Annotated in this window: 21 protein-coding genes and 1 pseudogene; 6 read left to right on the top strand and 16 right to left on the bottom strand. The window is 51.6% G+C overall.

What is annotated here, in order from left to right:
• Window positions 1–37 precede the first annotated feature (37 nt).
• Window positions 38–1,162: an N-acetyltransferase gene (locus tag QQZ17_RS04400; RefSeq protein ID WP_152405162.1), complete on the bottom strand. Its 1,125-nt coding sequence runs from the start codon at window positions 1,160–1,162 to the stop codon at window positions 38–40.
• Window positions 1,163–1,555: 393 nt separating this feature from the next.
• On the opposite strand from QQZ17_RS04400, the gene QQZ17_RS04395 reads away from it, so the two are divergent.
• Genes QQZ17_RS04395 through spt form a run of 4 tightly spaced genes read left to right on the top strand, consistent with a single transcriptional unit; the run spans window position 1,556 to window position 5,649 of the window.
• Entirely contained in the window at window positions 1,556–3,289 is a 1,734-nt protein-coding gene (locus tag QQZ17_RS04395; RefSeq protein ID WP_207105391.1) for a fatty acyl-AMP ligase, read from the top strand.
• Window positions 3,286–4,200, top strand: coding sequence for an NAD-dependent epimerase/dehydratase family protein (locus QQZ17_RS04390; protein WP_152405160.1), 915 nt, complete (start codon window positions 3,286–3,288; stop codon window positions 4,198–4,200). Before QQZ17_RS04395 ends, QQZ17_RS04390 begins: the two co-directional genes overlap by 4 nt.
• 29 nt (window positions 4,201–4,229) lie before the next feature.
• Complete coding sequence (locus tag QQZ17_RS04385; RefSeq protein WP_152405159.1) at window positions 4,230–4,490, top strand: acyl carrier protein; 261 nt, start codon at window positions 4,230–4,232, stop codon at window positions 4,488–4,490.
• Entirely contained in the window at window positions 4,477–5,649 is a 1,173-nt protein-coding gene (gene spt, locus QQZ17_RS04380) for a serine palmitoyltransferase (protein ID WP_152405158.1), read from the top strand. The genes QQZ17_RS04385 and spt overlap by 14 nt, the downstream gene beginning before the upstream one ends.
• Before the next feature lie 93 nt (window positions 5,650–5,742).
• Here the strand turns inward: spt and lptG are convergent, their stop codons facing one another.
• From lptG to QQZ17_RS04345, 7 genes are all read right to left on the bottom strand, one after another.
• Window positions 5,743–6,810: an LPS export ABC transporter permease LptG gene (lptG, locus tag QQZ17_RS04375; protein ID WP_152405157.1), complete on the bottom strand. Its 1,068-nt coding sequence runs from the start codon at window positions 6,808–6,810 to the stop codon at window positions 5,743–5,745.
• Entirely contained in the window at window positions 6,807–7,877 is a 1,071-nt protein-coding gene (gene lptF / locus QQZ17_RS04370; protein ID WP_152405156.1) for an LPS export ABC transporter permease LptF, read from the bottom strand. Before lptF ends, lptG begins: the two co-directional genes overlap by 4 nt.
• 11 nt (window positions 7,878–7,888) lie before the next feature.
• Window positions 7,889–8,449, bottom strand: a complete 561-nt coding sequence (locus QQZ17_RS04365; protein WP_152405155.1) for a YtfJ family protein — start codon at window positions 8,447–8,449, stop codon at window positions 7,889–7,891.
• Window positions 8,450–8,501: 52 nt separating this feature from the next.
• Complete coding sequence (locus QQZ17_RS04360) at window positions 8,502–9,326, bottom strand: hypothetical protein (RefSeq protein ID WP_152405154.1); 825 nt, start codon at window positions 9,324–9,326, stop codon at window positions 8,502–8,504.
• Window positions 9,323–10,660: a lipopolysaccharide biosynthesis protein gene (locus QQZ17_RS04355; protein WP_152405153.1), complete on the bottom strand. Its 1,338-nt coding sequence runs from the start codon at window positions 10,658–10,660 to the stop codon at window positions 9,323–9,325. The genes QQZ17_RS04360 and QQZ17_RS04355 overlap by 4 nt, the downstream gene beginning before the upstream one ends.
• A gap of 146 nt (window positions 10,661–10,806) precedes the next feature.
• On the bottom strand, window positions 10,807–11,559 hold the full coding sequence (locus QQZ17_RS04350; protein ID WP_152405152.1) for a hypothetical protein: 753 nt from the start codon (window positions 11,557–11,559) through the stop codon (window positions 10,807–10,809).
• An 11-nt stretch (window positions 11,560–11,570) separates the two neighbouring features.
• Window positions 11,571–12,314 (bottom strand): hypothetical protein, encoded by a 744-nt coding sequence (locus QQZ17_RS04345; protein WP_152405151.1) that lies wholly within the window; start codon window positions 12,312–12,314, stop codon window positions 11,571–11,573.
• A gap of 172 nt (window positions 12,315–12,486) precedes the next feature.
• On the opposite strand from QQZ17_RS04345, the pseudogene QQZ17_RS04340 reads away from it, so the two are divergent.
• Window positions 12,487–13,220, top strand: a pseudogene (locus QQZ17_RS04340) (dTMP kinase).
• 81 nt (window positions 13,221–13,301) lie between these two features.
• Here QQZ17_RS04340 and pitA read toward each other — a convergent pair.
• The 7 genes from pitA to QQZ17_RS04305 form a co-directional block, all read right to left on the bottom strand.
• The gene (pitA, locus tag QQZ17_RS04335) at window positions 13,302–14,801 is read right to left on the bottom strand and encodes an inorganic phosphate transporter PitA (protein WP_152405149.1); all 1,500 of its coding nucleotides are present in this window, start codon (window positions 14,799–14,801) and stop codon (window positions 13,302–13,304) included.
• A gap of 332 nt (window positions 14,802–15,133) precedes the next feature.
• Window positions 15,134–15,931, bottom strand: coding sequence for an IclR family transcriptional regulator (locus QQZ17_RS04330; protein ID WP_152405148.1), 798 nt, complete (start codon window positions 15,929–15,931; stop codon window positions 15,134–15,136).
• Window positions 15,932–16,030: 99 nt separating this feature from the next.
• Entirely contained in the window at window positions 16,031–16,678 is a 648-nt protein-coding gene (locus QQZ17_RS04325; RefSeq protein WP_152405147.1) for a bifunctional 4-hydroxy-2-oxoglutarate aldolase/2-dehydro-3-deoxy-phosphogluconate aldolase, read from the bottom strand.
• A gap of 44 nt (window positions 16,679–16,722) precedes the next feature.
• On the bottom strand, window positions 16,723–18,030 hold the full coding sequence (locus tag QQZ17_RS04320) for an MFS transporter (protein WP_046478879.1): 1,308 nt from the start codon (window positions 18,028–18,030) through the stop codon (window positions 16,723–16,725).
• 35 nt (window positions 18,031–18,065) lie between these two features.
• Entirely contained in the window at window positions 18,066–19,055 is a 990-nt protein-coding gene (locus QQZ17_RS04315) for a 2-dehydro-3-deoxygalactonokinase (protein WP_152405146.1), read from the bottom strand.
• Between the two features lie 12 nt (window positions 19,056–19,067).
• Window positions 19,068–20,078 carry a 2-dehydro-3-deoxygalactonokinase gene (locus tag QQZ17_RS04310; RefSeq protein WP_152405145.1) on the bottom strand — a complete coding sequence of 337 codons (1,011 nt, stop codon included), beginning with the start codon at window positions 20,076–20,078 and terminating at the stop codon, window positions 19,068–19,070.
• Window positions 20,079–20,095: 17 nt separating this feature from the next.
• Window positions 20,096–21,253: an iron-containing alcohol dehydrogenase gene (locus tag QQZ17_RS04305; RefSeq protein WP_152405144.1), complete on the bottom strand. Its 1,158-nt coding sequence runs from the start codon at window positions 21,251–21,253 to the stop codon at window positions 20,096–20,098.
• Between the two features lie 212 nt (window positions 21,254–21,465).
• On the opposite strand from QQZ17_RS04305, the gene QQZ17_RS04300 reads away from it, so the two are divergent.
• Window positions 21,466–22,581 (top strand): AI-2E family transporter, encoded by a 1,116-nt coding sequence (locus tag QQZ17_RS04300; RefSeq protein ID WP_152405143.1) that lies wholly within the window; start codon window positions 21,466–21,468, stop codon window positions 22,579–22,581.
• A 43-nt stretch (window positions 22,582–22,624) separates the two neighbouring features.
• Here QQZ17_RS04300 and QQZ17_RS04295 read toward each other — a convergent pair whose 3' ends face one another.
• Window positions 22,625–23,704 (bottom strand): 4Fe-4S binding protein, encoded by a 1,080-nt coding sequence (locus QQZ17_RS04295; protein WP_152405142.1) that lies wholly within the window; start codon window positions 23,702–23,704, stop codon window positions 22,625–22,627.
• Between the last annotated feature and the right edge of the window lie 59 nt (window positions 23,705–23,763).

The following is a 23,763-nucleotide window of genomic DNA, read 5'->3' as shown; positions in this document are numbered from 1 at the left end:
CTCACCCAATCTTCACGCCTTCTCCTCCCGGCTGCGCTCAGAGCTGTTTTTCGTACAGGCGATAGCGCTTATAGGCAACCCCGCCGATGCGTTCCAGGATCGTGCGCATTCCGCTATTAGATTCCAGAATCCAGGACATCTCTACTGCGTCGATATGGTGTCTGGCAAACGGTTCACGTAATGCCTCAATTAACAGCAGAGCTATGACCGGGCCAATACGACTGAACTGATACTCCTGGCGTACACCCATCAGAGGCACCCGCGCGGTACGGACACCGCTCACTTTCAACCGCCAGAGCAGTTTGGCCCAGCCGAACGGCAACAGCCGACCATTGAGATCGGCGATAGCCTCATTAATATTTGGCAGGCCAACGATAAAGGCACAGGGGATAGAATCTATCTCAGCGATGTGAATCATATCGTCCGGTACAAGGAACTTGAGCTGCTCGCCCATGGCGGCGAATTCGTGTTCTGTGAAGGGGACAAATCCCCAGTTGTGCTGCCATCCTGAGTTAAAAATTTCCCGCAGAATCTGCATCTCTTCACTGAATTGCTTGCGATTAATGCTGCGGATGGTCACCTTTTCACGCACCTGATCCATCAGTCGGACCAGCGATGGCGAGAAGAATAAATCTGTCCGCTGCATCCAGTAAGCCAGTAGATCGATTCCTTTGGTGTACCCCAGTTGTTCGACCCGGGAGCCATAATAGGGCTTACCGTGCGGCATCAGTGCGCAGGGGGGCGTCCCGAAGCCATCAACCAGCAGGCCGCTTTCCTGGTTAATGTTCAGGCTAAAAGGGCCCGTTATCTTTCGCGCCCCGACGGATTTCAGCCATGTTTCGGCGGCAGCAAACAGCGCGCTAAAGACCTCAGGATCGTCGATGGCGTCGATCATGCCAAAATGACCGGTGTCATCGCCGTACAGTCTGCGATGTAAGGTATCAATCTGCGCGGTTATTCGCCCGACCACCCGTCCCTCTTTTTTTGCGATCCATGCCTGCCAGTTGATATGTTCTGACCCCGGATTTTTTGCAGACAGATGCTCTGCGCGTTCAAAATTCAAGGGGGCGATCCAGCAGTCGTCAGCGCCATAGAGTGAAGAAGGGAAAGAGATAAAGGTGTTGAGGTCATGTTTATTCATGACTTTTTGTATCTGAATCATAAATTGCCCTAAATAAAAAGTGCAGAAATAAACATAATTACATCCATTACCATACGGTAACGTCAGCATCCGAAAACGGAATAAATTATGAAATGTCTATTTTTCTCTTTTACTACTTTATGCGGTTGTCGATAAAACGGGAAGATAAAACGTTAGATAGTGGCGTTCAAGGAAATAAATGATAATTTTTAATGTTAGTGAAGGGACGAAGTATATGCACGAAGGATATTATTCCTGTTACCATTAAAATACTTGCAATCATTTATAATTGTGATGGTTATTTTTCCAAAAAAAAGAGGTGCTGTTTAATGACTATTTAATTTATATTACCCTCTGCCGATTATTTGTTTCGTATATCCAGCGATTTTAAATCCAAACATTTTCATGGTGTATATGTCCAATAGAATATCTACTCATTCTCTTCCTATGCGTTATGCTGACTTTTCAACCCTGGCGGAAGCTTTGGACTACGCCGCTTTGGGAAATGCAGGAATGAATTTTTATGATCGACGCAATCAGCCTGAAGCCGTACTGGAGTATCGTCAGCTAAAATGGCGAGCACAAGCCGGGGCACGGCGGTTGCTTTCGCTGAATCTCAATAAGGGCGATCGCGTCGCGCTGATTGCGGAAACCAGCGTGGGTTTTGTCGAAGCCTTTTTTGCCTGTCAGTATGCGGGTTTAGTGGCGGTACCGCTGGCCATTCCAATGGGCGTCGGGCAACGCGATTCTTATTCTGCGAAATTGCAGGGTCTGTTAGCCAGCTGTCAGCCAGCGGCCATTATCAGCAGCGATCAATGGTTGTCACTGATAGATGTCGTCAACGATCATGGGGCGGCAATCCATATTCTCAGCAATGCGCAATTTAATGCGTTGCCGGAAAAGGATATCGAACTGCCACAGCCATTGCCGGATGACATTGCCTACCTCCAGTACACCTCTGGCAGTACGCGTTTTCCTCGCGGTGTCATTATTACCCACCGTGAAGTGATGTCGAATCTGCGTGTGATTAGCCATGATGGGATCAAATTACGCGACAGCGACCGCTGCGTTTCCTGGCTGCCCTTTTATCATGATATGGGGCTGGTGGGTTTTCTGCTGACGCCTGTGGCGACTCAACTCTCCGTGGACTATCTGCGCACGCAGGATTTCGCCATGCGCCCGTTACAGTGGTTGAAATTAATCAGTCAGAACCGCTGCACCGTCTCCGTGGCCCCCCCCTTCGGTTACGATTTATGCTTGCGTCGCATCAATGACAACGAACTTGCCGGGTTAGATCTCTCCTGCTGGCGTGTAGCAGGGGTGGGTGCCGAACCCATTTCTGCCGGGCAACTCAATCAGTTTGGCGAATGTTTCCAGCGCGCGGGGTTTGACAGTAAAGCCTTCATGCCGTGCTACGGACTGGCTGAAAATGCGCTGGCGGTGAGTTTTTCCGATGAAGCGTCGGGTTCTCAGGTGAACGACGTCGATCGCGATATACTCGAGTACCAGGGCAAAGCGGTTGCGCCAACGAAAAATACCCGGGCGATTTCCACCTTTGTGAACTGTGGCAAAGCACTACCGGGTCACCGCATTGAAATTCGTAACGAAATTGGACTCCCGCTTCCTGAACGAGAAGTGGGCCATATCTGTATATCCGGTCCGAGCTTGATGGACGGTTATTTTCAGGATCCGGTTTCGCAAAAGGAAATCCAGTCAACCGGATGGATGGATACCGGGGATCTGGGCTACTTGCTGGATGGCTATCTGTACGTGACGGGACGTATAAAAGATCTGATCATCATTCGTGGTCGGAATATCTGGCCACAGGATATTGAGTATATTGCGGAACAGGAACCGGAAATTCACTCTGGCGATGCAATAGCGTTTGTGACGTCCCAGGAGCGGATTATTTTACAGATCCAGTGCCGGGTCAGTTGTGAAGAACGCCGCGCGCAGATAGTCCACAGTCTGACCGCCCGGGTACAAAGCGAGTTTGGCGTTTCTGTTAGCATTGAGCTCTTGCCACCGCACAGCATTCCACGAACATCCTCCGGGAAACCGGCCCGTGCGGAAGCAAAAAAACGCTATCTGAACCTCTTCGCCGAACCCCTGAATTCACCAATCCCCGCGTCGGGTTATGCGCAATGAGTACCATCGTTGCGGTGACCGGCGGGACCGGTTTTATCGGAAAACATATTATTGAGGCGCTGCTTTCCCAGGGTTTTATCGTCCGGGCGTTAACCCGAACCGTCCGTCACGACGCGCGCGAAAATCTTGTCTGGATCCGGGGGGCGCTGGAAGAACGCGAGACGCTGGTGCAACTGGTCGCAGGGGCCGATCACGTAGTCCACTGTGCGGGGCAGGTGCGAGGACACAAAGAAGCAGTCTTCACCCGCTGTAATGTCGAAGGTAGTCAGCGACTGATGCAGGCTGCGAAAGAAAGCGGCAGTTGTCAGCGCTTTCTGTTTATCTCCTCGCTGGCGGCTCGTCACCCTGAACTCTCCTGGTATGCTAATTCCAAGCATGTTGCTGAACAACGGCTAACGGCGATGGCCGCCGGGATTACGCTGGGGATTTTTCGCCCTACGGCGGTGTACGGGCCCGGTGACAAAGAGTTAAACCCGTTGTTTCGTACGATGCTGCGAGGCTATCTTCCGCGATTTGGCGCTGTCGATACCCGATTGTCATTTTTGCATGTGAGCGATTTGGCTCAGGCCGTCAGTCAATGGCTCATGGCCGAACGGACGCCAGTTTATCCTTATGAGTTATGCGATGGGGTTGCCGGCGGCTATAACTGGCAACGTCTTCAGGAAATTGCGGCTGCGGTAAGTAAGCGGCCGGTTCGGACCGTGAGTATTCCGCTGCCATTGCTGATATTGATTGCCGGGACGAGTACGTTAATCAGTCGGTTTGCCGGAAAAGAACCGATGTTGACCCGCAGTAAAGTTTGCGAATTAACCCACCCGGACTGGTCAGCAAATAATAAATGTCTGTGCGAGAACATAAATTGGTTTCCCCGGGTTAGCCTGGAATATGCGTTACGCCAGGGGCTATTTTGATTATTTAGATTACAGGTATGTTATTTTCTATGTTAAATCATGAAGAAGTAATGGATTACACCCTTTACTGTTTGCAGGGTATGGTCGAAAGCGGTGTGGATATCCAACCGGACAGCGATCTGGTTAATGATCTTGGGCTGGAATCAATTAAGGTCATGGATTTATTAATGTTGCTGGAAGATAAATTCGATATTTCTATCCCCATTAATATCTTGCTGGATGTCAGAACGCCTGCGCAATTAATGGAAGCGTTAATCCCTTATCTGGAGAGTATCAATGAGTCTTTATGATAAATTCGCACGCCTTGCCAGCGAGCGGGAACAATTTCGAATGACGGGGATTAACCCATTTGGCACCTGTATAGATGAAGTGTATTCCGCAACCGAAGGGCGGATTGGCAACCAAAAGATTATTCTGGCGGGTACCAATAACTACCTGGGACTAACCTTTAATGCCCAGGCGATTGCTGAGGGGCAGGCGGCATTAGCGAACCAGGGGACGGGTACGACCGGTTCACGGATGGCAAACGGCAGTTATGGACCGCATTTAGCGTTAGAACAGGAGATTGCTGCGTTTTTTGGCCGGTCGTCGGCCATCGTCTTCTCCACGGGCTATACCGCTAATTTAGGGATAATCAGCACGCTTGCCAATCATAATGCGGTGGTACTGCTGGATGCGGACAGCCACGCCAGTATTTATGATGCCTGTGCGTTAGGCGGCGCAGAAATTATCCGTTTTCGCCACAATGATGCGAAAGATCTGGAACGACGTATGGTACGCCTCGGTGAGCGCGCCAAAGACGCTATCATCATTGTCGAAGGCATTTACAGTATGCTGGGCGACATCGCGCCACTGGTCGACATTGTCGACATCAAAAAACGGCTGGGTGGTTTTTTGATTGTCGATGAAGCGCACTCCTTTGGCGTGATGGGGGCGACGGGGCGAGGACTGGCGGAAGCGACGGGGGTAGAGCAGGATGTCGACATTATTGTGGGAACCTTCAGTAAGAGCCTGGCTTCCATTGGTGGTTTTGCCGTAGGCGATCGGGGTATGGACGTTCTGCGTTACGCCAGTCGCCCTTATATTTTCACCGCATCGCCTTCGCCGTCGAGCATTGCAACCGTTCGTTCTGCGTTAAAAACGATCGCCGCGCAACCGGAGTTGCGCCAAAAGCTGTGGGATAACGCAGTGCGATTGTATGAAGGGCTTGAGAAACTGGGTTATGAGCTGAGTTCACACATCAGCCCCGTGGTTCCGGTTATTATCGGTACGAAAGAAGAGGGGCTGCGTACCTGGCGCGAACTGATTGCCGCAGGCGTTTATGTGAATCTCATTTTGCCACCGGCAGCACCCGCCGGGATCGCGATGCTACGCTGCAGCGTTAATGCGGCACATACCTACGAGCAGATTGACACGATTATTCAGGTATTTGCACAGCTGAAAAAATAATATTCTCTCCCCGCAGCGGATATTCTTCCTGAGAATACCTGCTGTGGTTTCTGAATCTTCGGTCCATCGCGCAACTTGATAAATGTTGTGATATCAGGGCTGGCGATCGAATCGAAAAACAAGGATTAACGCCATCGCCAGAAGCAATGCCGGCGGAGCCAGCGTTGTCATCTGCACATTAAGGGAATACAGCAACCCCAGGTTGACGATGATCTGATCGCAGACGTAAGTCAGCAGTCCAACGACCACGCCGACGGCTAAGCGACTCCCCAGTCCGGGGGCGCGGGGGGCGCTAAAAGTGAAAGGGATTGCCAGTAAAATCATCGCCAGAATCAAAAGCGGATGCCCTACTTTTTGCCACAACGCCAGCGTAAATTCGAGGCTGGGTTGGCCCGTGCTCTTCAGGTAGGAAATATAATGACCGAGTTGCTTAACTGAAAAGCTACTGCTGGGCAGGGTGAGTTCCTGTAGGCTCATACCGGCAAAGAGAGATGGCCACGCTACGCTCTCTTTCGTCTCTGTTGTCTCCTTACCGTTGGCCCACTCTTTTTGATTTACATCCTCAAGCTGCCAGGTTCCGTTGTCTGAAATGGTCGCCGTTTTCGCATAAATATACCGTTGTAGAGAATGGTCCGCCCGATAGTAAAACAGCTCAATGCCTACTGGCTGGCGCTGTTCGTTCAGCGACTTCACCGTTACAAACTCATTGCCGCGCCGGGCCCACAGAATGTTTCCCGCCATATCGTGACGGGTAAAGCGCGTCTTTATCTGCAATGCCCGCTGTTGCATTGGCGAGGCAACCCATTCATCAATGACACCAAGGGCAACGGTTAGCATCAGTCCCGCGCAAAGCGTCACCATGGCTATTCTGAAAATTGAATATCCCGTGGTGCGTATTGCGGTTAACTCCCCGCTTTTCGACAACTGTCCCAGCCCGACGATGCCGCCGATCAGCGCGATAAACGGGCCAAGATCGATGAAAGTTCTGGGCAATGTCATCAACACAACCATCACGGCCTGCGTCCAGCGATATCCGCCAGGATTCACATCATCGAGTTCGTTGATCAGATTGAAGGTGGTAAACAGGGGAAGCAATAACCCTGCGGCAGCCGCAAATCCCAAAAAGAGATTACGTATTAAATAGCGGCTGAAGATGTTCATCGACGAATTTTCCACAGCAGAGTGCCGTCGCGGATCAGCAGCAGAAACAGGCCAGCCAGCATGAGCAGGGGAACCAACCACAGGCCCGGAGTCACGGGCAACGCGCCGTTGGCAACCAGCGTGCGGCAAATGTTGCCGCCATAAAAAATGATGACGAATAAGAGCGTGAGTGGGAGCAGCGTGGAAAACCGTCCCTGGCGTGGCCTGACGCGGCTTAATGGAACAGCGAGTAGCGCCATTAGCAATGCGCTGACTCCACGACTTTCCCGCCATTGCAGTTCCGCAGCATCAGCAGGTGCAGAGGAGCGGGAGAGCGTAGCGACGGATTTCGCCTTGCGTTTGACCTCGTCACTCTGGTCGAACGGTTTCAGGTTCAGTTTGAGATTGCGAAAAACCTGCTCGTTATCATCCCGCCCCTGATGCGCCAAAACATAGGCGGTACCGGTGTGCAACATCACCGTGGGGGTCGACGGCGATGGGTCGACAACGTCAACACTGCTGGCCCTGAAGATACTGGTCCTGTTGTCAGAGGAGGTATAAATCAACGTATCGCTGAGATGAGCCGCGTCGGGATCAATCTGCCGGGCGAGGATCATCCGCCCATTGTTGTTGATATTAAACTTTCTTGCCTGCAGATGACGGACATCCAGCTCAGACTGCGACTGTTGTTCTAGCTGATAAATTTGCGCGTAAGCCCAGGGTCTGCCGTACAGTGACAGCAGCATCACCAGAATGCTTAATGGAATGGCGAGGAATATGACGGCGCGATAAAGGCACGAAGGCGTAGCGCCGGAGGCGGATATCGCTGTGATTTCCGAATCGGTATACATCTGCCCGAGGGTGACGCCGACGGAAACATACAGGCCGACGGGGAGCAGCATCTCCAGCGCAATCAGTACCTTGTAGAAGACAACGTTCAACACGACGTCCAGGGCTAATGTGCCGTTTGCCGCGTCGGTCAGGTAGCGCTGCGCGCAATAGCTGGCGAAAATAAAGATCAGAAAACCCACGAGGGTCGCTACCAGTCGTTGAATACTGGTCATGATGTAGCGTTCAATTAATTTCATCGCGGGCCCGGCTATTCATCAACCATCTTATGTACCATCGCGATAACCTGATGCACCTCTTTTGGCGTCAGATCGCCATCTTTTGCCCACAGGACGCGGCCCTCTTTGTCCAGCACCAGAATGGTTGAACTCATCTCATTGAGTTGCCAGGTTCTGCGGCCCAGTCCGCTGCTGTCGATGATAAATTGTGCCCATGGGTAGCGGCGTTTGTTTTTTTCTATTTTTCCGAGGACGAAGAAACCGGAGCCAAAGATCACATCGTCGGTATTCACGATGGTGGTGGGTTGAAAGCGGTCCTGGGGAAAATTGGCTGCCTTTACGGCCTTAATCAGCATTGAGTTTTTCTTTTTTGCGGATTTTCGCCCGGCGATGTACTGAACAATGCGCACCTTTCCCGCCAGTTCGCTGCTGTTCCAGTTTCGGTAGCTAAACGCATCATGATTATCCAACTGCAATTCGCCGCGATCCGTAATGACGATCGGCTTGACCGGTTGGCCTTCGACAAAGTTATGCGCGGACGCCAGCCATGGCGAGAGCAGGAGTGAAGCAATCAGTAATCGACGTAGCAGCATCGCAGATCCTTTATTTCGCTGAGTCGGGAAGGGCAATCATGTACAGCTCGACCTACAGAGGATAATGAGTGAGCAATTGTTCTATACGTTCGCGAATAGCGCTATCCAGTGCGCTCGGCGCGTCGTACGGTTTTCTCATTTCCATTGCATCGGTCACCATCTCATCATGTCGGTCTCCCATCAGACCATTAATCGCGGCCAGAAAGCGGGAGACTGCGCGGGCATCGTGATTGTCCGGATCGAGGGAACGTAACGTGTCGTAATACGAAACCTGCTGACTAATGATTTTCCGCATGGCATGAAATTCACTTCCTGTCAGTTGCGGTCTGGTAATTAATTCTCGCAGCGTGCGCATTTGCGCCTGACAATAGACCATAAATCCGCTTGTCGTTTCTGACTGACTGTGACGCAGGGAATACTGGACGACTCGCCAGACGGGGAAACTCAGGTAAATACGCAACAGCCTTCCATAAGTGGCAGTAATCGTTTTATTCCCATTACGAAATCCGTCCTGGAAATGGCCGAGAAAAACGGTGGTTTTGCTGAATAAACGGCCTGCCTGGTGGTTTTTGCGATAGAGTCGCTGAGCAAAACGTAAATGTTTATAACGCGCGCGAATGTGTTTGTATTGCATCCGTTCCTTTTCTGACAGCTCGCAGCCTCGTAATTGCTTCAGTACCAACCGTAGTAAGTCCTTGCGGGTAAAACCGTCCTCCCAAAACTGCAGGCACAGATCATAACAGCGGCGGATGTTGACGTCGGTGCAGTCAATCTGCACACGATCCGGCAGTACGGCATGGCGATCGACGATGTCATCTTCTTCCACCGCGACAAACAGGCGCTGGAGAACGTCAGGCGAGAATTTTTCGTGCGTCATGAGTGAGTCTCTTTGGCTGCGGTAAAGGGCAACCTACGGCGATGGTGATAAGCGTGTATCGTCGGGATCAGGGAAAGCAGTACATCCAGGCATTGTCCGGCGAAGTAGGCAAACGCCGCGCCGACCACGCCAAAGAGATGCGACAGCCCTGGCAGCAGGACAATGTAGGCGATGGAAGCGATGGTCTGCGCGGTCAGAAAAGCCCGTTGTTTGCCGGACATCAGCAGCAGTGATTCCTGGGGAAACCCCAGCATCGACACAATAATCGCGCCAAGCATAATCTGGATGAGGTCGTACGCCTGCAGGTATTTGACGCCAAAAACCAGCGAAATGAGCGGCTTACCGACAATCACCACAACAAGCGCCACGGCGATGCCGATACCACCGGCTAACAGCGCCGATTTCATTCCCAGTTGCCACGGCTTTTTGCTGCGCGGATCTAAACGCATCACTTCGGGATAAAAGCTCTTGGCAAGCAGTTGCGCCGGCGTGCCAGTGGCATCGAAAAAGGTCATCGCAATTTTGAACAGTCCGGCGGCGGCGGGGCCAAGAACGACACCTACCAACACCGTGCTGCATGAATTTCGCGCAGACCAGATAGTGTGGGCAATATTGGTTGACCAGACAAAACTCCATGCGCCCTGGAGGCGGCGCGCCGATTCGAACAGCCGTGGGCGTAGCGCACCGTGAATATTCCGGCTACGCAGTTCGCGCGCGGCAAACCACCAGTACATCGTGCCACCAATCAGGCTGGAGGCGTACCAGGCGATCACGAAACCGGCAAACCCAAAGTCACCGAAATAGGCGATAACGCTGCCAAGTGCGCGCAGGAAGGGTTTGGTCGCCTGCTGGATGGCAATCAAGTCAAAGCGGTTTACCGCCCGTAAAATCCCCGTTGGGGTCGATGAGGCCATGGAAGGGATTAGCGTGCAGTACAGCATTGCCAGCCAGAAGCTGTCGGCGTCGAGGCCTAACGAGTGCGAAAGAAACGGCAGTAACCCCATTCCGCAGAGGATAGCCACCGCGCCGCTGGCGATGTCCAGACTAAAAGAAAAAGAGATCACATCGCGAAACTGCTGCAGGTTATTGCTTTCCAGCGCGGGTGTACCGTACTGAACGACCAGTTGCCATGTCTGGAATTTGGCAAAATCGCTAATGGCTTTGGTATACGACTGAATGATGACCAGCACGCCAAACATCGCTGGCGTCACGCCTTTACCGGCGCAGGAGAGCGCCAGTAAACCCAGCAGGGCACTCACCACGTTGCTGGAGCCTAAATAGGCACTATTACGAATGATGGTGCGAAATGCGCCATCAGCAAACCACTTTTTCATAGGAGAAAACCCGTCAGGCCAGGTTAATCATCACTCAGCGGGAGCAAACCCGCCCAGTATAAAATCTCAGTCTGGCGAATGGCACCGCGCCTGAGTTCAGACAGTCTTTCGCTCTGTGCGCCCCGACTCCGTTGAGGGCTGATGCGTCACGACATCACGCTTCTACGCCGGGAATTCCGTGCCGCAACGGATGCGGCAGCCAGCGCCTTTTCCAACACTTCGCGGTAGGGCGCTCGGGAATCCAGATCGAGAATTCTTGAGCCGTTGTAGGTGAGCTTCACCATGACGTCGATTTTGTCGCGCAGCTCGTTGTAGTCATGGTCAGGCTTACGGGAAAATGCGGTATCAATATCGATACCAAGACGAATAATGAGTTCAGGACGGCATAACGCCATTTCCTGATACAGGCGGGATTCGCGCTTTGCCATGCGGGTTTTCACCCAGCCCGTCGCGCGCTCGATGCCAATACCCGGTCCGTCATAATGGAATCCGGAAATTTCGGCCTGAGGGTAGCGATCGCTGATCACCAGAACGCCGCTTTGCGCCAGCCGCTGCGCTTTGCGTAAGTTAGCCATTCGGCGCACAGAGAATCCGTACATAATTAACGTCGCCCAGAGTGCGGGGGCTCGGGTACTCATGCTTTGCGTTTTTGATGATTTCGCCGCCAGTCGCCGCTCAAGCCATGTGCCGATCAGCGGCAGACGCTTGATTTTGTTGCCATCCTCTCCGGAGACAAGCCCTAAATAGTGGCGCTCGGTCACCCACTTTTGTTGCAGGTTTTTAACCAGATCGGCCGTCAGCGTGGATTTGCCGGTACCATCGCAGCCGACAACGGCAATAAGTCCTTGAATGTATTCCGGCAACGGCGCATTCAGGGGGCTTGAGTTCTCTGTTTCCATGTCGTTCCGTCTTAAAAAGGACTCGCAAATCCGATCCGGTGATCGCGAAGAGAGGCTTGAATTGAACGTAATGATGCAATAAGAATTTTATCCGCCGGTTCCCGACCATTCAGTTCGAGGATTGTCGCCCCATTGAACGTCAGATGCGGCGTGACCATGATCTTCTCGTGAAGAATGGACAGTGGATGGTCAGGCTTGCGCGAGAATGCGGTTTCTTCATCAATATCCAGCCTGATCAGCAGCAGGGGGCGCCAGGAGGCCATCCACTGGTACAACTGGAGTTCGCGCGCTTTCAGAAGGCGCACCCACCAGTTGCCGTCCGTTGTGTTGGCTAACTGCGGCCCGTCAAAACGAAACCCGGGGACTTCCGTCTGGGGGTAACGATCGACGATAAATAATGTGCCTTGCCGACTCTGGATCAACATGTTGCGGAATTTATACGCTCTCCAGCAGGAGAGCAGGAAGATTACCAGCGCCGTCATGTTTCCTGGCGGTGACGAGGGGCGCTGGTGCACACGTGCCGCTTTTGTTCGCAGGTAACGACCCACCGACGCCCCGATGACGGGCAAATGTTCGATCCATTCACCAATACGACCAGAAGACTGCCCGAGATAAAGCTGTTTTGTCGGCAATTGTGATGCCAGAAGAGGGGCCAGACTGGCAGCCAGGGTTGATTTACCTGAACCATCGCAGCCGACTATGGCAATCACCCGAACGAAAGGGGGATTAATAGTGGGAATAGTATATTGACTCACGAAAGATCCAGTTTAAATAAAGGGGTGTATATTCGCTGTGGTGTCCCAAGAATATCTGTTCAACAAAGTTGTGACAATGTCTAATTGTCGTTTTAGTATTAATAGTTATATCCAAAAGGGTATCGCGTTAATAAAGTATTCATGATAAGGATTTTATGTTGAGGGTATATTTATGATATCAATGAAACCTCCGCTAATAGCCATTATTGCAGCGATGGTTCGGGGAAAACAACGGTCTGTGAACATCTTCTGATCTGTTTGCAGAAATATGGTCCCGCAGAAAAAGTGCATTTAGGTAAACAGGCCGGAAATGTGGGGCGCGCCGTGGTTAAATTACCGTTAATGGGAAAATCATTAGGTAAAACTATTGAGCGTAATAAAGTTAAAACTGCGAGAAAATTACCAGGCCCTGTACCCGCATTAGTGATTATGTCCTTCGTGGTGCGTCGGTTATTGCGCTTTCGTCATATGCTGGCGTGTCGACGCCGTGGGCTAATTGTATTAGCCGATCGCTATCCTCAAATACAAATTCCCGGAGCTTATGATGGCACCGTGTTTCCTGCCAATGCTGACGGAAGTCGCTTCGTTTCCTGGCTGGCTGAACAAGAACGCTCGGCGTTCCGCTGGATGGCCAGTCATAAGCCGGATTTAGTGATAAAACTGAATGTAGACCTCGATGTTGCCTGTGCGCGTAAACCCGATCACCGCAGAGAAGCCCTGGCCAGAAAAATAGCAATAACGCCACAGTTGACCTTTGGCGGCGCACAATTGGTCGACATCGATGCGAATCAACCGCTGGATGATGTACTGGCGGATGCGGAAAAAGCGATAGCAGAGTTTATGACAGCCCGCGGCTATCATTACCGTAACAATAATACGGATGCCGTTAGCCTCACCCTTCAGTAAATTCGTTCTGTTTCTGTATGCCCAGTCTGGCTGACTGGGCATTTTTACGCACATATCGCTTCACCTGAACCGTCAGTTGGCTCAGAGAAATTGCAGGGAAGCCCAGTACAGACATCCCGACAACAGAATTGCCGCAGGCAACGTAAATACCCAGGCCATCGCGATGCTGGTGACGGTTTTTCGCTGCAATCCTCCACCGTCGACAATCATCGTTCCCGCTACGGCAGAAGAGAGTACGTGCGTCGTAGAAACCGGCATCCCAATATAGCTGGCAAGACCGATTGAGATTGCCGCCGTGATCTGCGCGGACATCCCCTGGGCATAGGTCATCCCTTTCTTACCAATTTTTTCGCCAATCGTGGTTGCCACGCGACGCCAGCCAACCATGGTTCCCATGCCCAGCGCCAGCGCGACTGACATGATTATCCAGATCGGCGCATACTCAATCGTGCTCAGCATATCGGTTTTCAGTTTCTTCAGCAGATGCACATCGCTACGGCTGATATCCGGCAGGTTCGCCACTTTATCCGTTGTATCGGAGATGCACAGCATGATGCGTCGTAGCTGACTGCGTTGCGGCACGCTTAATGTGTCGTAACTCTCCAGGTTGGCAGGCAACAGTGCTTTGACGCGATGAATGGCATCCATCGTGTTTGCGGGGTGGCAATGAAATTCCGTCGCCGGTGCGATATTTGCCGCCGGTGTGACAGGCGGTTGAGTCTTGTCGGCGACCTGTTTTAACGCGTCGGGATGTTGCAGGAAGTAAACCTCAAGATTGCTGACCGCGTCGCGGGTGCGGGTGATTTCGTATCCGGTCGCGCTCATGTTCACCACGAATCCGGCTGGTGCAATCCCCACCAGGACCAGCATGACCAGACCGATCCCTTTCTGACCATCGTTCGCCCCGTGAGAGAAGGCCACGCCGGCTGCGGAGGAAATGAGCGAAATACGCGTCCAGAATGGTGGCTTCTTTTTCCCGCCCTTTTTTTTCCGTTCTTCAGGGAGGCGATGGATGCGATCGCGTTTCTTGGTACCGCTCCAGTAGCGGCGCAGCAGGAAGATAAGGGCGCCTGCAATCACCATTCCGACGACGGGAGAAACGATCAACGAAGCAAAGATATTGACCACTGCCGGGATGTTCAGCGCATCGACTACCGAGGTTCCCGTCATCAGCGCGTTGGTTAACCCGATACCAATAATTGCGCCGATCAGGGTATGGGAACTGGAGGCGGGTAAACCGAAATACCAGGTCCCCAGGTTCCAGATAATCGCCGCCAGTAACATAGAGAAAATCATTGCGAGGCCATGCGACGAACCCATATTGAGCAGTAAATCCGTGGGTAGCATATGCACAATGGCATACGCAACGCTGAGTCCACCCAGTAGAACGCCAAAAAAGTTGAACGCTGCAGCCATTATCACCGCCAGTTGAGGTTGCATGGCTCGGGTATAGATGACGGTCGCAACTGCATTGGCGGTGTCATGAAATCCGTTAATCGCTTCGTAAAACAGGACAAAGACCAGCGCAAGTAAAAGCATCAAGCTGGTATATAAATCCAGACCAGCAAATAAATGTAGCATAGAGAATATCCCGCCATTTTGAGGAGACGAACGGGCGCATTATCATTGACTTTATTATTTCGGCAAAGTGAAATATCGTTTTTTTGGATGCGATATCAAGATTGCTTTATGTGACCAGAGAGAATTGAATCGTAGTCGTACAATTTATCTTCAAAACAAAAACAACAGTGATAAATTTATTGGAAATATTTGTTTTGTGAATATATATCTGGGATTTTATTTATTAATGCGACGAAGTTGCTCATTGCGCAGAAAGAACGGCTATTATTCTGGCGATAGGAATAGTCAGTTGGTTCGCCTGAGCGTTTCTTTCAGGCGAACAGACGGTGACGTTATTCATTCATATAGAGAGACTTACCGCGATACCCTATTCGGTGTGAAAGTTCCAGGGCAGCGGCTGAGATCATTTTACCCAGTACCTCAATTTTTTGCCGATCGTCTTTCACTTTGGAAAATAAACTGGCCACGCTAATCGCTGCGCTAACATGCCCGTGGAGGTTGTACACCGGCGCGGCGAGACAAAAGACTTCGCTGTTATGTTCCCTGTCATCGACCGCATAACCCTGCTGTCTTGCCTGGGCGAGTATGGACATAAACTGTGCTTCATCCGTGATGGTATAGGGGGTGACGGGACGCAGGCCACCGGTTCGTTTTACTATCGCGCGCACTTCATCATCGGGCAGGGTGGCGAGAATGGCTTTACCCAGACCGGTGCAGTAAAGCGGATTACTGGAACCAATACGTGCCGAGGTTCTGACGGAATTGGGGCTTTCAACCTTGTCCAGATACACCAGTTCATCTTTGTTCAGAATCGCGAGGAAAGCCGTTTCGCCTGCGTTTTCAACCAGATTTTCCAGCGTGGCGTGGGCGACATCGCGAAAAGGCGTTCTGTCGAGATAGTGAGCGCCGGTCTGGAACAGCTTCATGCCCAGCCTGAACGTTTTCTGCTTTTCGCTGGTCTGCTCCAGATATCCTTTTTCAAGAAGGGTATACAAGATATCAAAAGTGGTACTTTTCGGGATGGCCAGAAATTTGCTGATCTCTGAAATGGTGAGATCTTCTTTGCTCTGCGCAACCAGCTCCATGATTTCCAGTGCCCGTGCGACAGAGCGGTTAATCTTCTCAGACACGTTCTTCCCTCACTGTAGTTTTAATGAGCCGCAGTATAGCCAGGCGGACTTCATGAACACAATGAAGGAAAAACGTGCAGGGCGATGTGCCGGTGTCATTTATCGGTGTTTGTTATCACGAAACGCCCGGATAAATGCCTCCGCCTGGCGGGTGATTTTTCCCCATTCGCCGTCTTTTACCCACTGTTTGTTTGTCAGCGCGCTCCCGACGCCGACAGCAAACGCGCCTGCTTGCGCAAAGCTTGCCGTATTTTCAAGCGTGATGCCGCCAACCGGGATCAGCGCGAGATTATCGAGCGGCCCCTGGATCTCTTTGAGATAATCGATGCCCAGGCTGTTTGCCGGAAAAAGCTTCAACAGATCCACGCCCAGGCGACAGGCCTGGAGGATTTCGGATGGCGTCATCACCGCCGGAATCATCAGTCGTTGCTTCTCATGAACCATAGAGACGACGTCGGGATTGAAATCAGGCGACAACACGAAATCAGCACCAGCATCGATAACCAGTTGTGCCATGACGGGATTGATAACGGTTCCCGCACCCACCTTCATCTTGTCTCCCATTTTCGTTTTTAGCGCGGTGATACTTTCCAGATAACGTGTCGAATTGCACGTCACCTCTATCACCTCAACGCCACCTGCATATAACGCTTCAGCCAAAGGCAAAACAGATTCAGGCTCGATACCGCGCACGATGGCAATAAGTCCGGTCTGTTCTATAGCGTGAATAACGCGATGTTTAATCATTGATAACCTCTGTTAAAAGTCAGGGAGATTTCCCCCTGACGGTATTATTCTTCTACTTTTACCGGCTCTTTTACGATGAACCAGTAACAAAGTGCAGCACAGGCCGCGATGATCCCGCCGCTGACGAAAGCCAGGGTATAAGAACCGGTGATATCGGCGATCAAGCCGGTGGCAAGGGGGGAGAGCGATCCGGCAAAATAGCCGCCGAAGTTCTGGATACTGCCGACTGACGCCACCATCGATGACGGGGCAACATCGCCAGGCAAAGCCCAACCGGTCGCTGAGAGCGCGGAAAGCAGCGCCATGGCAATCACCAGCAGCGTTAATGTTGCAAACAGACCATCCACCATCGGTACGGCAATGACTGCAATACCCGCGAGTAACGCTGAGATACTGATCGTGGCGCGTTTTGCTTTGAGGGAGTCGGTAAAGATATTTTTATCGATTAACCATTTGGAGATATATCCCCCCATAATGGCACCGACAATACCGCCGAAATAAGGAATACTGGCATAGATCCCTAACTCTTTAAGCTGAATATTCTGAGTTTTCATCAAATAGAGCGGCAGGAATGTAGTGAAAATATTCATCATCCATACATAGCAAAACCAGCCTAATATCATTCCCCAGATGCAACGGTATTTGAATAATCCGCCCCAGCTAATTTTCTCTGACTCACTGGTCAGTTTTTCCGCGGTACCACCGCCGCCTTCCTTGATATAATCCAGTTCCTCTTTGGTGATACTCGGATGTTTTTCTGGCTGGTGGTAAGCAAAAATAAAGAACACCACGAAGACCAGACCAATCGCACCGGCAATATAAAATAAAGAACGCCAGCCCAACGGCACGATGATAGCCACCAGAATCGGCGGAGCAATGGCCGGCCCCCATTTTGAGGCGGCATCCCAGAAACCCGTCGCCAGCGCGCGCTCTTTTTTAGGGAACCATGAGGCCGTAATTTTGGCTGCACCAGGCCAGCAGGGGGCTTCAGTAATCCCTAAAATTCCGCGAGCGAAAATCAGGGTCATCATACTGCTGCACGCCCCTGTCAGCATGGTGGCGCCGCTCCACAACGCGACGGCCCAGCCATAGACTTTTTTAGGACCAAAGCGGTCAACCAGAAAACCAGCAGGGAGTTGGCACAATGCGTAAATCAGCGCGAATACCGACCCCAGAAGTCCAATATCGGTATTGGACAGATTCAATTCTTTCATCATATCGGGCGCTGCAATGGATAAACTCGCACGATCCAGATAGTTAATAATCCCGCCGATTAATAAGAGGAAAACAACAAACCATCTTTTACCGCCTCGTTTTTTTACTACGGCACTTTCTTTTACGGTCGTGTTCATAAATTAAACCTTTATTTTTGTAGGGTACAAAGGAGTTAAATAATATTTTTTCGTTTCGCCAAAGCCAGTAATCCTTCTGCGGACAAGGATTTATTTTCCGGTGCGACGGTTATTTTTCCGTTAAACCACGGGTCATGATCAATTAAGGTGGCGAACGCGAGTTTGAGAACTTCTTTACCGCATACCACGATGTGCGTATCCGGCGGACAGTCAAATGCCCGACTATTTTTAACTGCCTGAAGGTCATCCTGTAATACGGCGCCAAGCAGTACGTTCGCTTTCTGGTTCAGTGATAAGGAAGCAAACATGTCCAGCACGCGAACCGAGAAACAGGTGCGGGAAAGTCCGGTTTGCAGGCACTGGCTGGCCCCTTGCAATAACGAGGGGCTGTCGATGCTGGTCGCGAATTGATGCTGTAAAGAGCTGGCGAGGATAGTATGTCGGGTAATGACTTCCAGAAGCTCGCCACCCAGGGTGGTTACGCAGCCTTCAATGCGGTTTTGCGCATCAATTTTGACAAATTTAGAATGCGATCCCGGTAAAATGATCAGCGCAGGCCCACGGATATCAAGGCTACTGAGTACGCCAATTGCTTCCGTTTCTTCGCCGCGCATCATGTCCATCTGCTCGACGTTATCCAGTGAGACGGCACCTTTGTGATTTCGTATGCCAGGAACGAACCAAATGGGTTCATCGGTAATCTCTGGCAGATGCGCGGGCGTCATGCCTTCTGCCAGTTCTTTTAATCCGGCAGGGGCGACGAGATGGGGGATCTCAAATAAGCCCACGTTGGAGGTAATCATTCCGGCTGAGAGGTAAATAACCTTTGCGTCGCAAGGGATGCCAGCTTTCTGTTTCACGTCCTGTACGGCGTCGCTGACACCTTGCATCAATGTGGCCGTACTGCCGGTAATGGCAGTGTCACGCACGCCAGCGGCACGCGCCGCTTCTGCGAGTAATGTTCCGTCCTGCCAGGCGCAGACGCGGGTATTCGTTGTTCCGGTATCAATGGTAATAATTGTCATGTTGTTTTCACCTTATTGCGGGTTATTTTGTATCGCGCGGGCGATGGCGCTCGCTCCGGTTATTGCCAGCATGTCGATACTTTCCGCATCGGAAATAATGTGGAAGCGCGCATTACGTTCTGCATAATGTGAAAAGATATAGTGGTATAAGGTGCAGCGTGACGCATTCCCAATGAGATAGACGTCACCGTTAAGATTAAATCCCTGGTGTTGGGCATCTGACAGCAGTTTTAGATCGTCGCAGGCCATCGCGCTTTCAAGAAATAATTTTCTCTGCGCCGCCGTGGTCGGTAAGGAAAATTGTAAGAAGCGCGTCATTAATACGGTACGCAGGAAACCGCTTTGCGAAATGGAACGGTACGCCGCATCAATAATCGTTTCATCTAAAACAGCGTCTTCAGCATTCTCTACGCTGGAGGCAACGAATGTCTGTTTCAGAATGGCGGCATAAATTTGACCGCTGAGTGAGGTAATGCTGCCGGCAATTTCTCCTTCTTCGTTGATGGAGATGAGTTTGGTGGTTGAGCCCAGTTCAATCAGCGTGCAGGGCAATGTGGGTTGCCAGGCTAACAATACGCCTGCGGCCTGGGTTTCTTCCCCGCGCATGAGGTCGATGCCCCTCAGATCCTCCCACTGTGCCGTGGTTTTATTTTTTATCCCGGGAATCAGTATCACCGGGATATTCAGCGGCAGAAGGGTATGACCAGCGAAACGCACGGCATGTTTAGCCAGTTGCTCAATACCTGCCGGCGCTTCCCGGTGCGGTATTTCATGAAGTCCCAGATTAGAGGTAATCATTCCTGAGGCAATAATAAATTCAATCTCCTCAGTCGACAGTGAGTGCCTGCTGAGCAATGCTTTTATTCCGGAGGCCATCTCCGTTTTCAGAAATTCATTACTTCCCTTATCAATGGTGGAATTTACACCGGCCTGGATAACAGACCTGTCGATGACACGGAGGTCGCCTGAATCCATAAGATACAATCGTGTTGCCGACGAGCCAGAGTCAATAATAATAAACATGACTATTCCTTTGTCGTTTAAAGGCTGCGGGTTAAAAGATCGCGAAGCATCGTCGCATCAGGCACGCGTGGATTATTGTTTAAAACCACATTCATCGTGGTTAGCACGTTATTAATGATCCAGTCGAAATGCGCTTCCTTCACGCCAAGTTCGGTCAGCGTCGGGAGCATATTGATGCCTTTCAGGAAATCGGTCACTGCGGCGACACTGCTTTGTGCCGCTTGCTCGCTGGTCATTCCCTGCGTGTTAACGCCCATTGCCTGCGCGATGGCGGCAAACTTCTCTGGAGATGCGGACCAGGTGTATTCAAGAAAGGCCGGATAGACCGCGGCAATCCCTTCTGCATGCACCACATCCAGCAATCCGCCCATCGGATGTTGCAGTGCATGCGGTAATGTCGTTCCCGCACAGTCGATCGCCATTCCCGCGAGTGTGCTGGCCAGCGTTACCTTTTCCCAGGCGTCCAGACAGCTCACGTCTTCGTAAACCCGCGGCAGGTTTTTTGCCAGCAGACGAATGGCCTGCAGGGAAAGCATCTCACTGAATGGATTTGCGTTGCGCGAGATATAGGATTCCAGGGCATGGAAGAGAACGTCTGCACCCGGTCCGGCGATAACGCGTTTGGGCAGGGTGAGCATCAGCTCAGGATCGATAATGGCGGCGACAGGGTAAATGAGTGGATTGACCAGCCCCTTTTTGTCATGCGTTTGCGGATTGGTGAACACGGCAGTACGGTTCGCTTCACTGCCGGTACCGGCAGTGGTGGGGATTAATATCACCGGCAACGCGCGCTGTGCCTGTTTTTTGCCAAACACATAATCCCAGATACTGCCTTCATTACAGGCGCAGAAGGCGATGCCTTTGGCCATGTCCATTGCACTGCCGCCACCGATTCCGATAACCAGATCGCAGCGTTCGTCTCTGGCCAGTGCCGCGCCTTCCTCAACCAGTGTCGAAAGTGGATTCTGCATAAAGCGATCGTAAATGGCAAAGGCAATACCGGCGTCAGAAAGCGCCTGTTGCGCACGTTCGAGTTGACCCGTGTGTTTGGTGCTGTCAGACACGACCAGCAACACATTACGCCCGTGCTTCGACGCTATCTCGCCTAACTGATTGAATTTACCCGCGCCGAAATAAAACTTAACCGGATTGCTGTAATCGAATGCGCTCATCATTTCTCCATGTTGTTCGTATATACGGACTATGTTCGTGTATGTGATTATGATTGATCTGTTTCTGCGCTAAATGCAATTCCTTTTGGTGAAACAATGAGCACTGTCACACTTTGAATGTGAAGTATCGGCAGACGGTTTTCTTCCTGTCGGCTTTGTAAAATCCGCAATCAGTCCTATAGTCCACTGAGTTTCTTTGTTTACAGGATCCTCAAATGCGTTTTAACGGACTGAATAAAGGTTTTTTCCTTTTTCTTCTCGCTATGGTGACATGGGCTTTCTTCGATGTGCTGTCGCCGTACTTTTCCGCCATCTTATGGGCCGCAATTCTGACGGTTATCTTCTACCCGGTTAAAAATAAGCTGCGTTCGGCATTGGGGGAGCGTAACGGGGTCGCGTCTCTGTTGACGCTGGGTATCATCTGCCTGATTGTTTTCATCCCGTTAATGCTGATCCTCTCCTCGCTCGCCGTTGAACTGAACGTGGTCTACAACAAGTTGCAGCACAACGACGCTCAGTTCCCGGAGGTGGTAGCAAGTTTGTTTGCACATATGCCGGAGTGGGCGCGTTCGTTTCTTGCCGATCACGGTCTCGATAACGCTGCCAAAATCCAGCAGAAACTGTCTGATGTGGCATTAAAGGGCGGGCAATATCTGGCCGGTAGCGCCTTCCTGATTGGCAAAGGCACCTTCGGTTTCGCGATCAGTTTCGGCATCATGCTCTACTTGCTCTTTTTCCTGCTCAAGGATGGGCCGTATCTGGTTCGGCAAATTCTCGACTCGCTGCCGTTGTCGAATTTCGTTAAGCAGCACCTGTTTGCAAAGTTTGCCGCGGTCTCACGGGCGACGGTGAAAGGCACCGTTGTGGTGGCGATCGTGCAGGGGACGCTGGGCGGGATTGCGTTTTACATTGTCGGTATTGATGGCAGTATTCTGTGGGGAGCATTGATGGCGTTCCTGTCGCTGATCCCCGCCGTGGGTTCCGCGATTATCTGGGTGCCAGCGGCTATCTATCTCTTTTCGACGCAGCAACTGTGGCAGGGCTTTTTCATCGTCGGCTTCTTCGTGGTGGTGGTGGGATTGGTGGATAATATTCTGCGCCCCATTCTGGTCGGCAAAGATACCAAAATGCCGGACTACCTGATTCTGATCACCACGGTGGGCGGAATGGAGATTTACGGCATCAATGGGTTTGTTATTGGTCCGCTCGTTGCCGCGCTGTTTATCGCCTGCTGGAACATTCTCTCTGGTCGCGATCACGAGGGGAATGCCGAAGAGCTCGATAAAGATTTTATTGAGGATGGCATCCACGAGGACAAGAAACCGGAGTGATCGTCAACCACCGGATGGCGGCAGATGCCCCATCCGGCTCCTGTTAATGTCCAATCATCCTTGCTTCAGGTATCAGACGGAAGTAAAGCTGCTCCGGCACCGGACTGTCCCAAACGCCCATCAGCATCGCGAATGCAATGAGGGCAAACATAATGCCGAGTACCAGCAGCGTCATCGCCATACCTGACAGCGTTCCCCGGCGCGTTTCTGCCTTTCCCGTTGGTGTGTGCAGGGAAAATGTCAGCGTTGAGGCGACCGGGCAGGATTCCACGCAGGTCATACAGCCGGTGCATTCAACCGTTCGCACCTGAATCAGCTTATCCACCGGGATGCGCGACGGGCAGTTTTTGGCACATTTCCCGCAGTCGATGCAGCTTTGCGCATTGCGGCGGATTTTGAATGGTGAGAGCAGGGAAAGTAGCCCGAGCAGGGCGCCATAGGGACACAGATAACGACACCACGCGTTGCGAATGAACAGGCTTATCACCACCAGTAAAGCGACGCTCAGCAGCGTGATCGTGCCGATGTTACGAAAGAAATCGAGCATCTTCACATCGATAATAATGCCGTAGGCCGACATCATAAAATACGGAATACCCTGTGCCGGCATCGACAACGAAATGTAGAGAAAAAAGGCCAGCAGCAGATATTTCAGGCCGCGCAGGGGGATATCCAGCCAGCGAGGCAGCGAAAAGTTGCGACCAAATAATGTCTTACCTGCATCGGCGATAAGTTCAGACAGCGTACCCACCGGGCACAGCCACGAGCAGAACGATTTCTTGAGCAGCAGGCCGATCAGCATAAACGCGACCAGCAGGAGCATGGCGGCGGCGTGAACAGGGGGCAAAATGCCGGTCTCCAGCGTGTAGCGCAGGTTCATCAGACCCGCAATGGGTAACCAACCCTCAATGCCGCCAGGTCGGGGAACGTACACACTGGACCCACCGGTTTCGTAATAACGTACCCAGTAGTAAAACGTCACGCCAATGTAAATATTGATCGCCAGCAGCAGCCACTGTGTGGCTTTGCGCCAGGTGGAGGCATTACGCCAGTCGTTCCACGGCAATTTGCCGCCCGTTGTTCCTGGGCGGCGTTGCCAGCGCTTTCTGCTTTTTTCGCTCATTGCCTTCTGACTTCCATAAAGTGGCATTTTGAATACCACTATCCTACGGCTATCCCTTT

Source organism: Citrobacter sp. T1.2D-1, from assembly GCF_950098555.1.
Taxonomy (GTDB): domain Bacteria; phylum Pseudomonadota; class Gammaproteobacteria; order Enterobacterales; family Enterobacteriaceae; genus Citrobacter_A; species Citrobacter_A telavivensis.
This window is presented reverse-complemented; position numbering and strand designations above follow the sequence as displayed.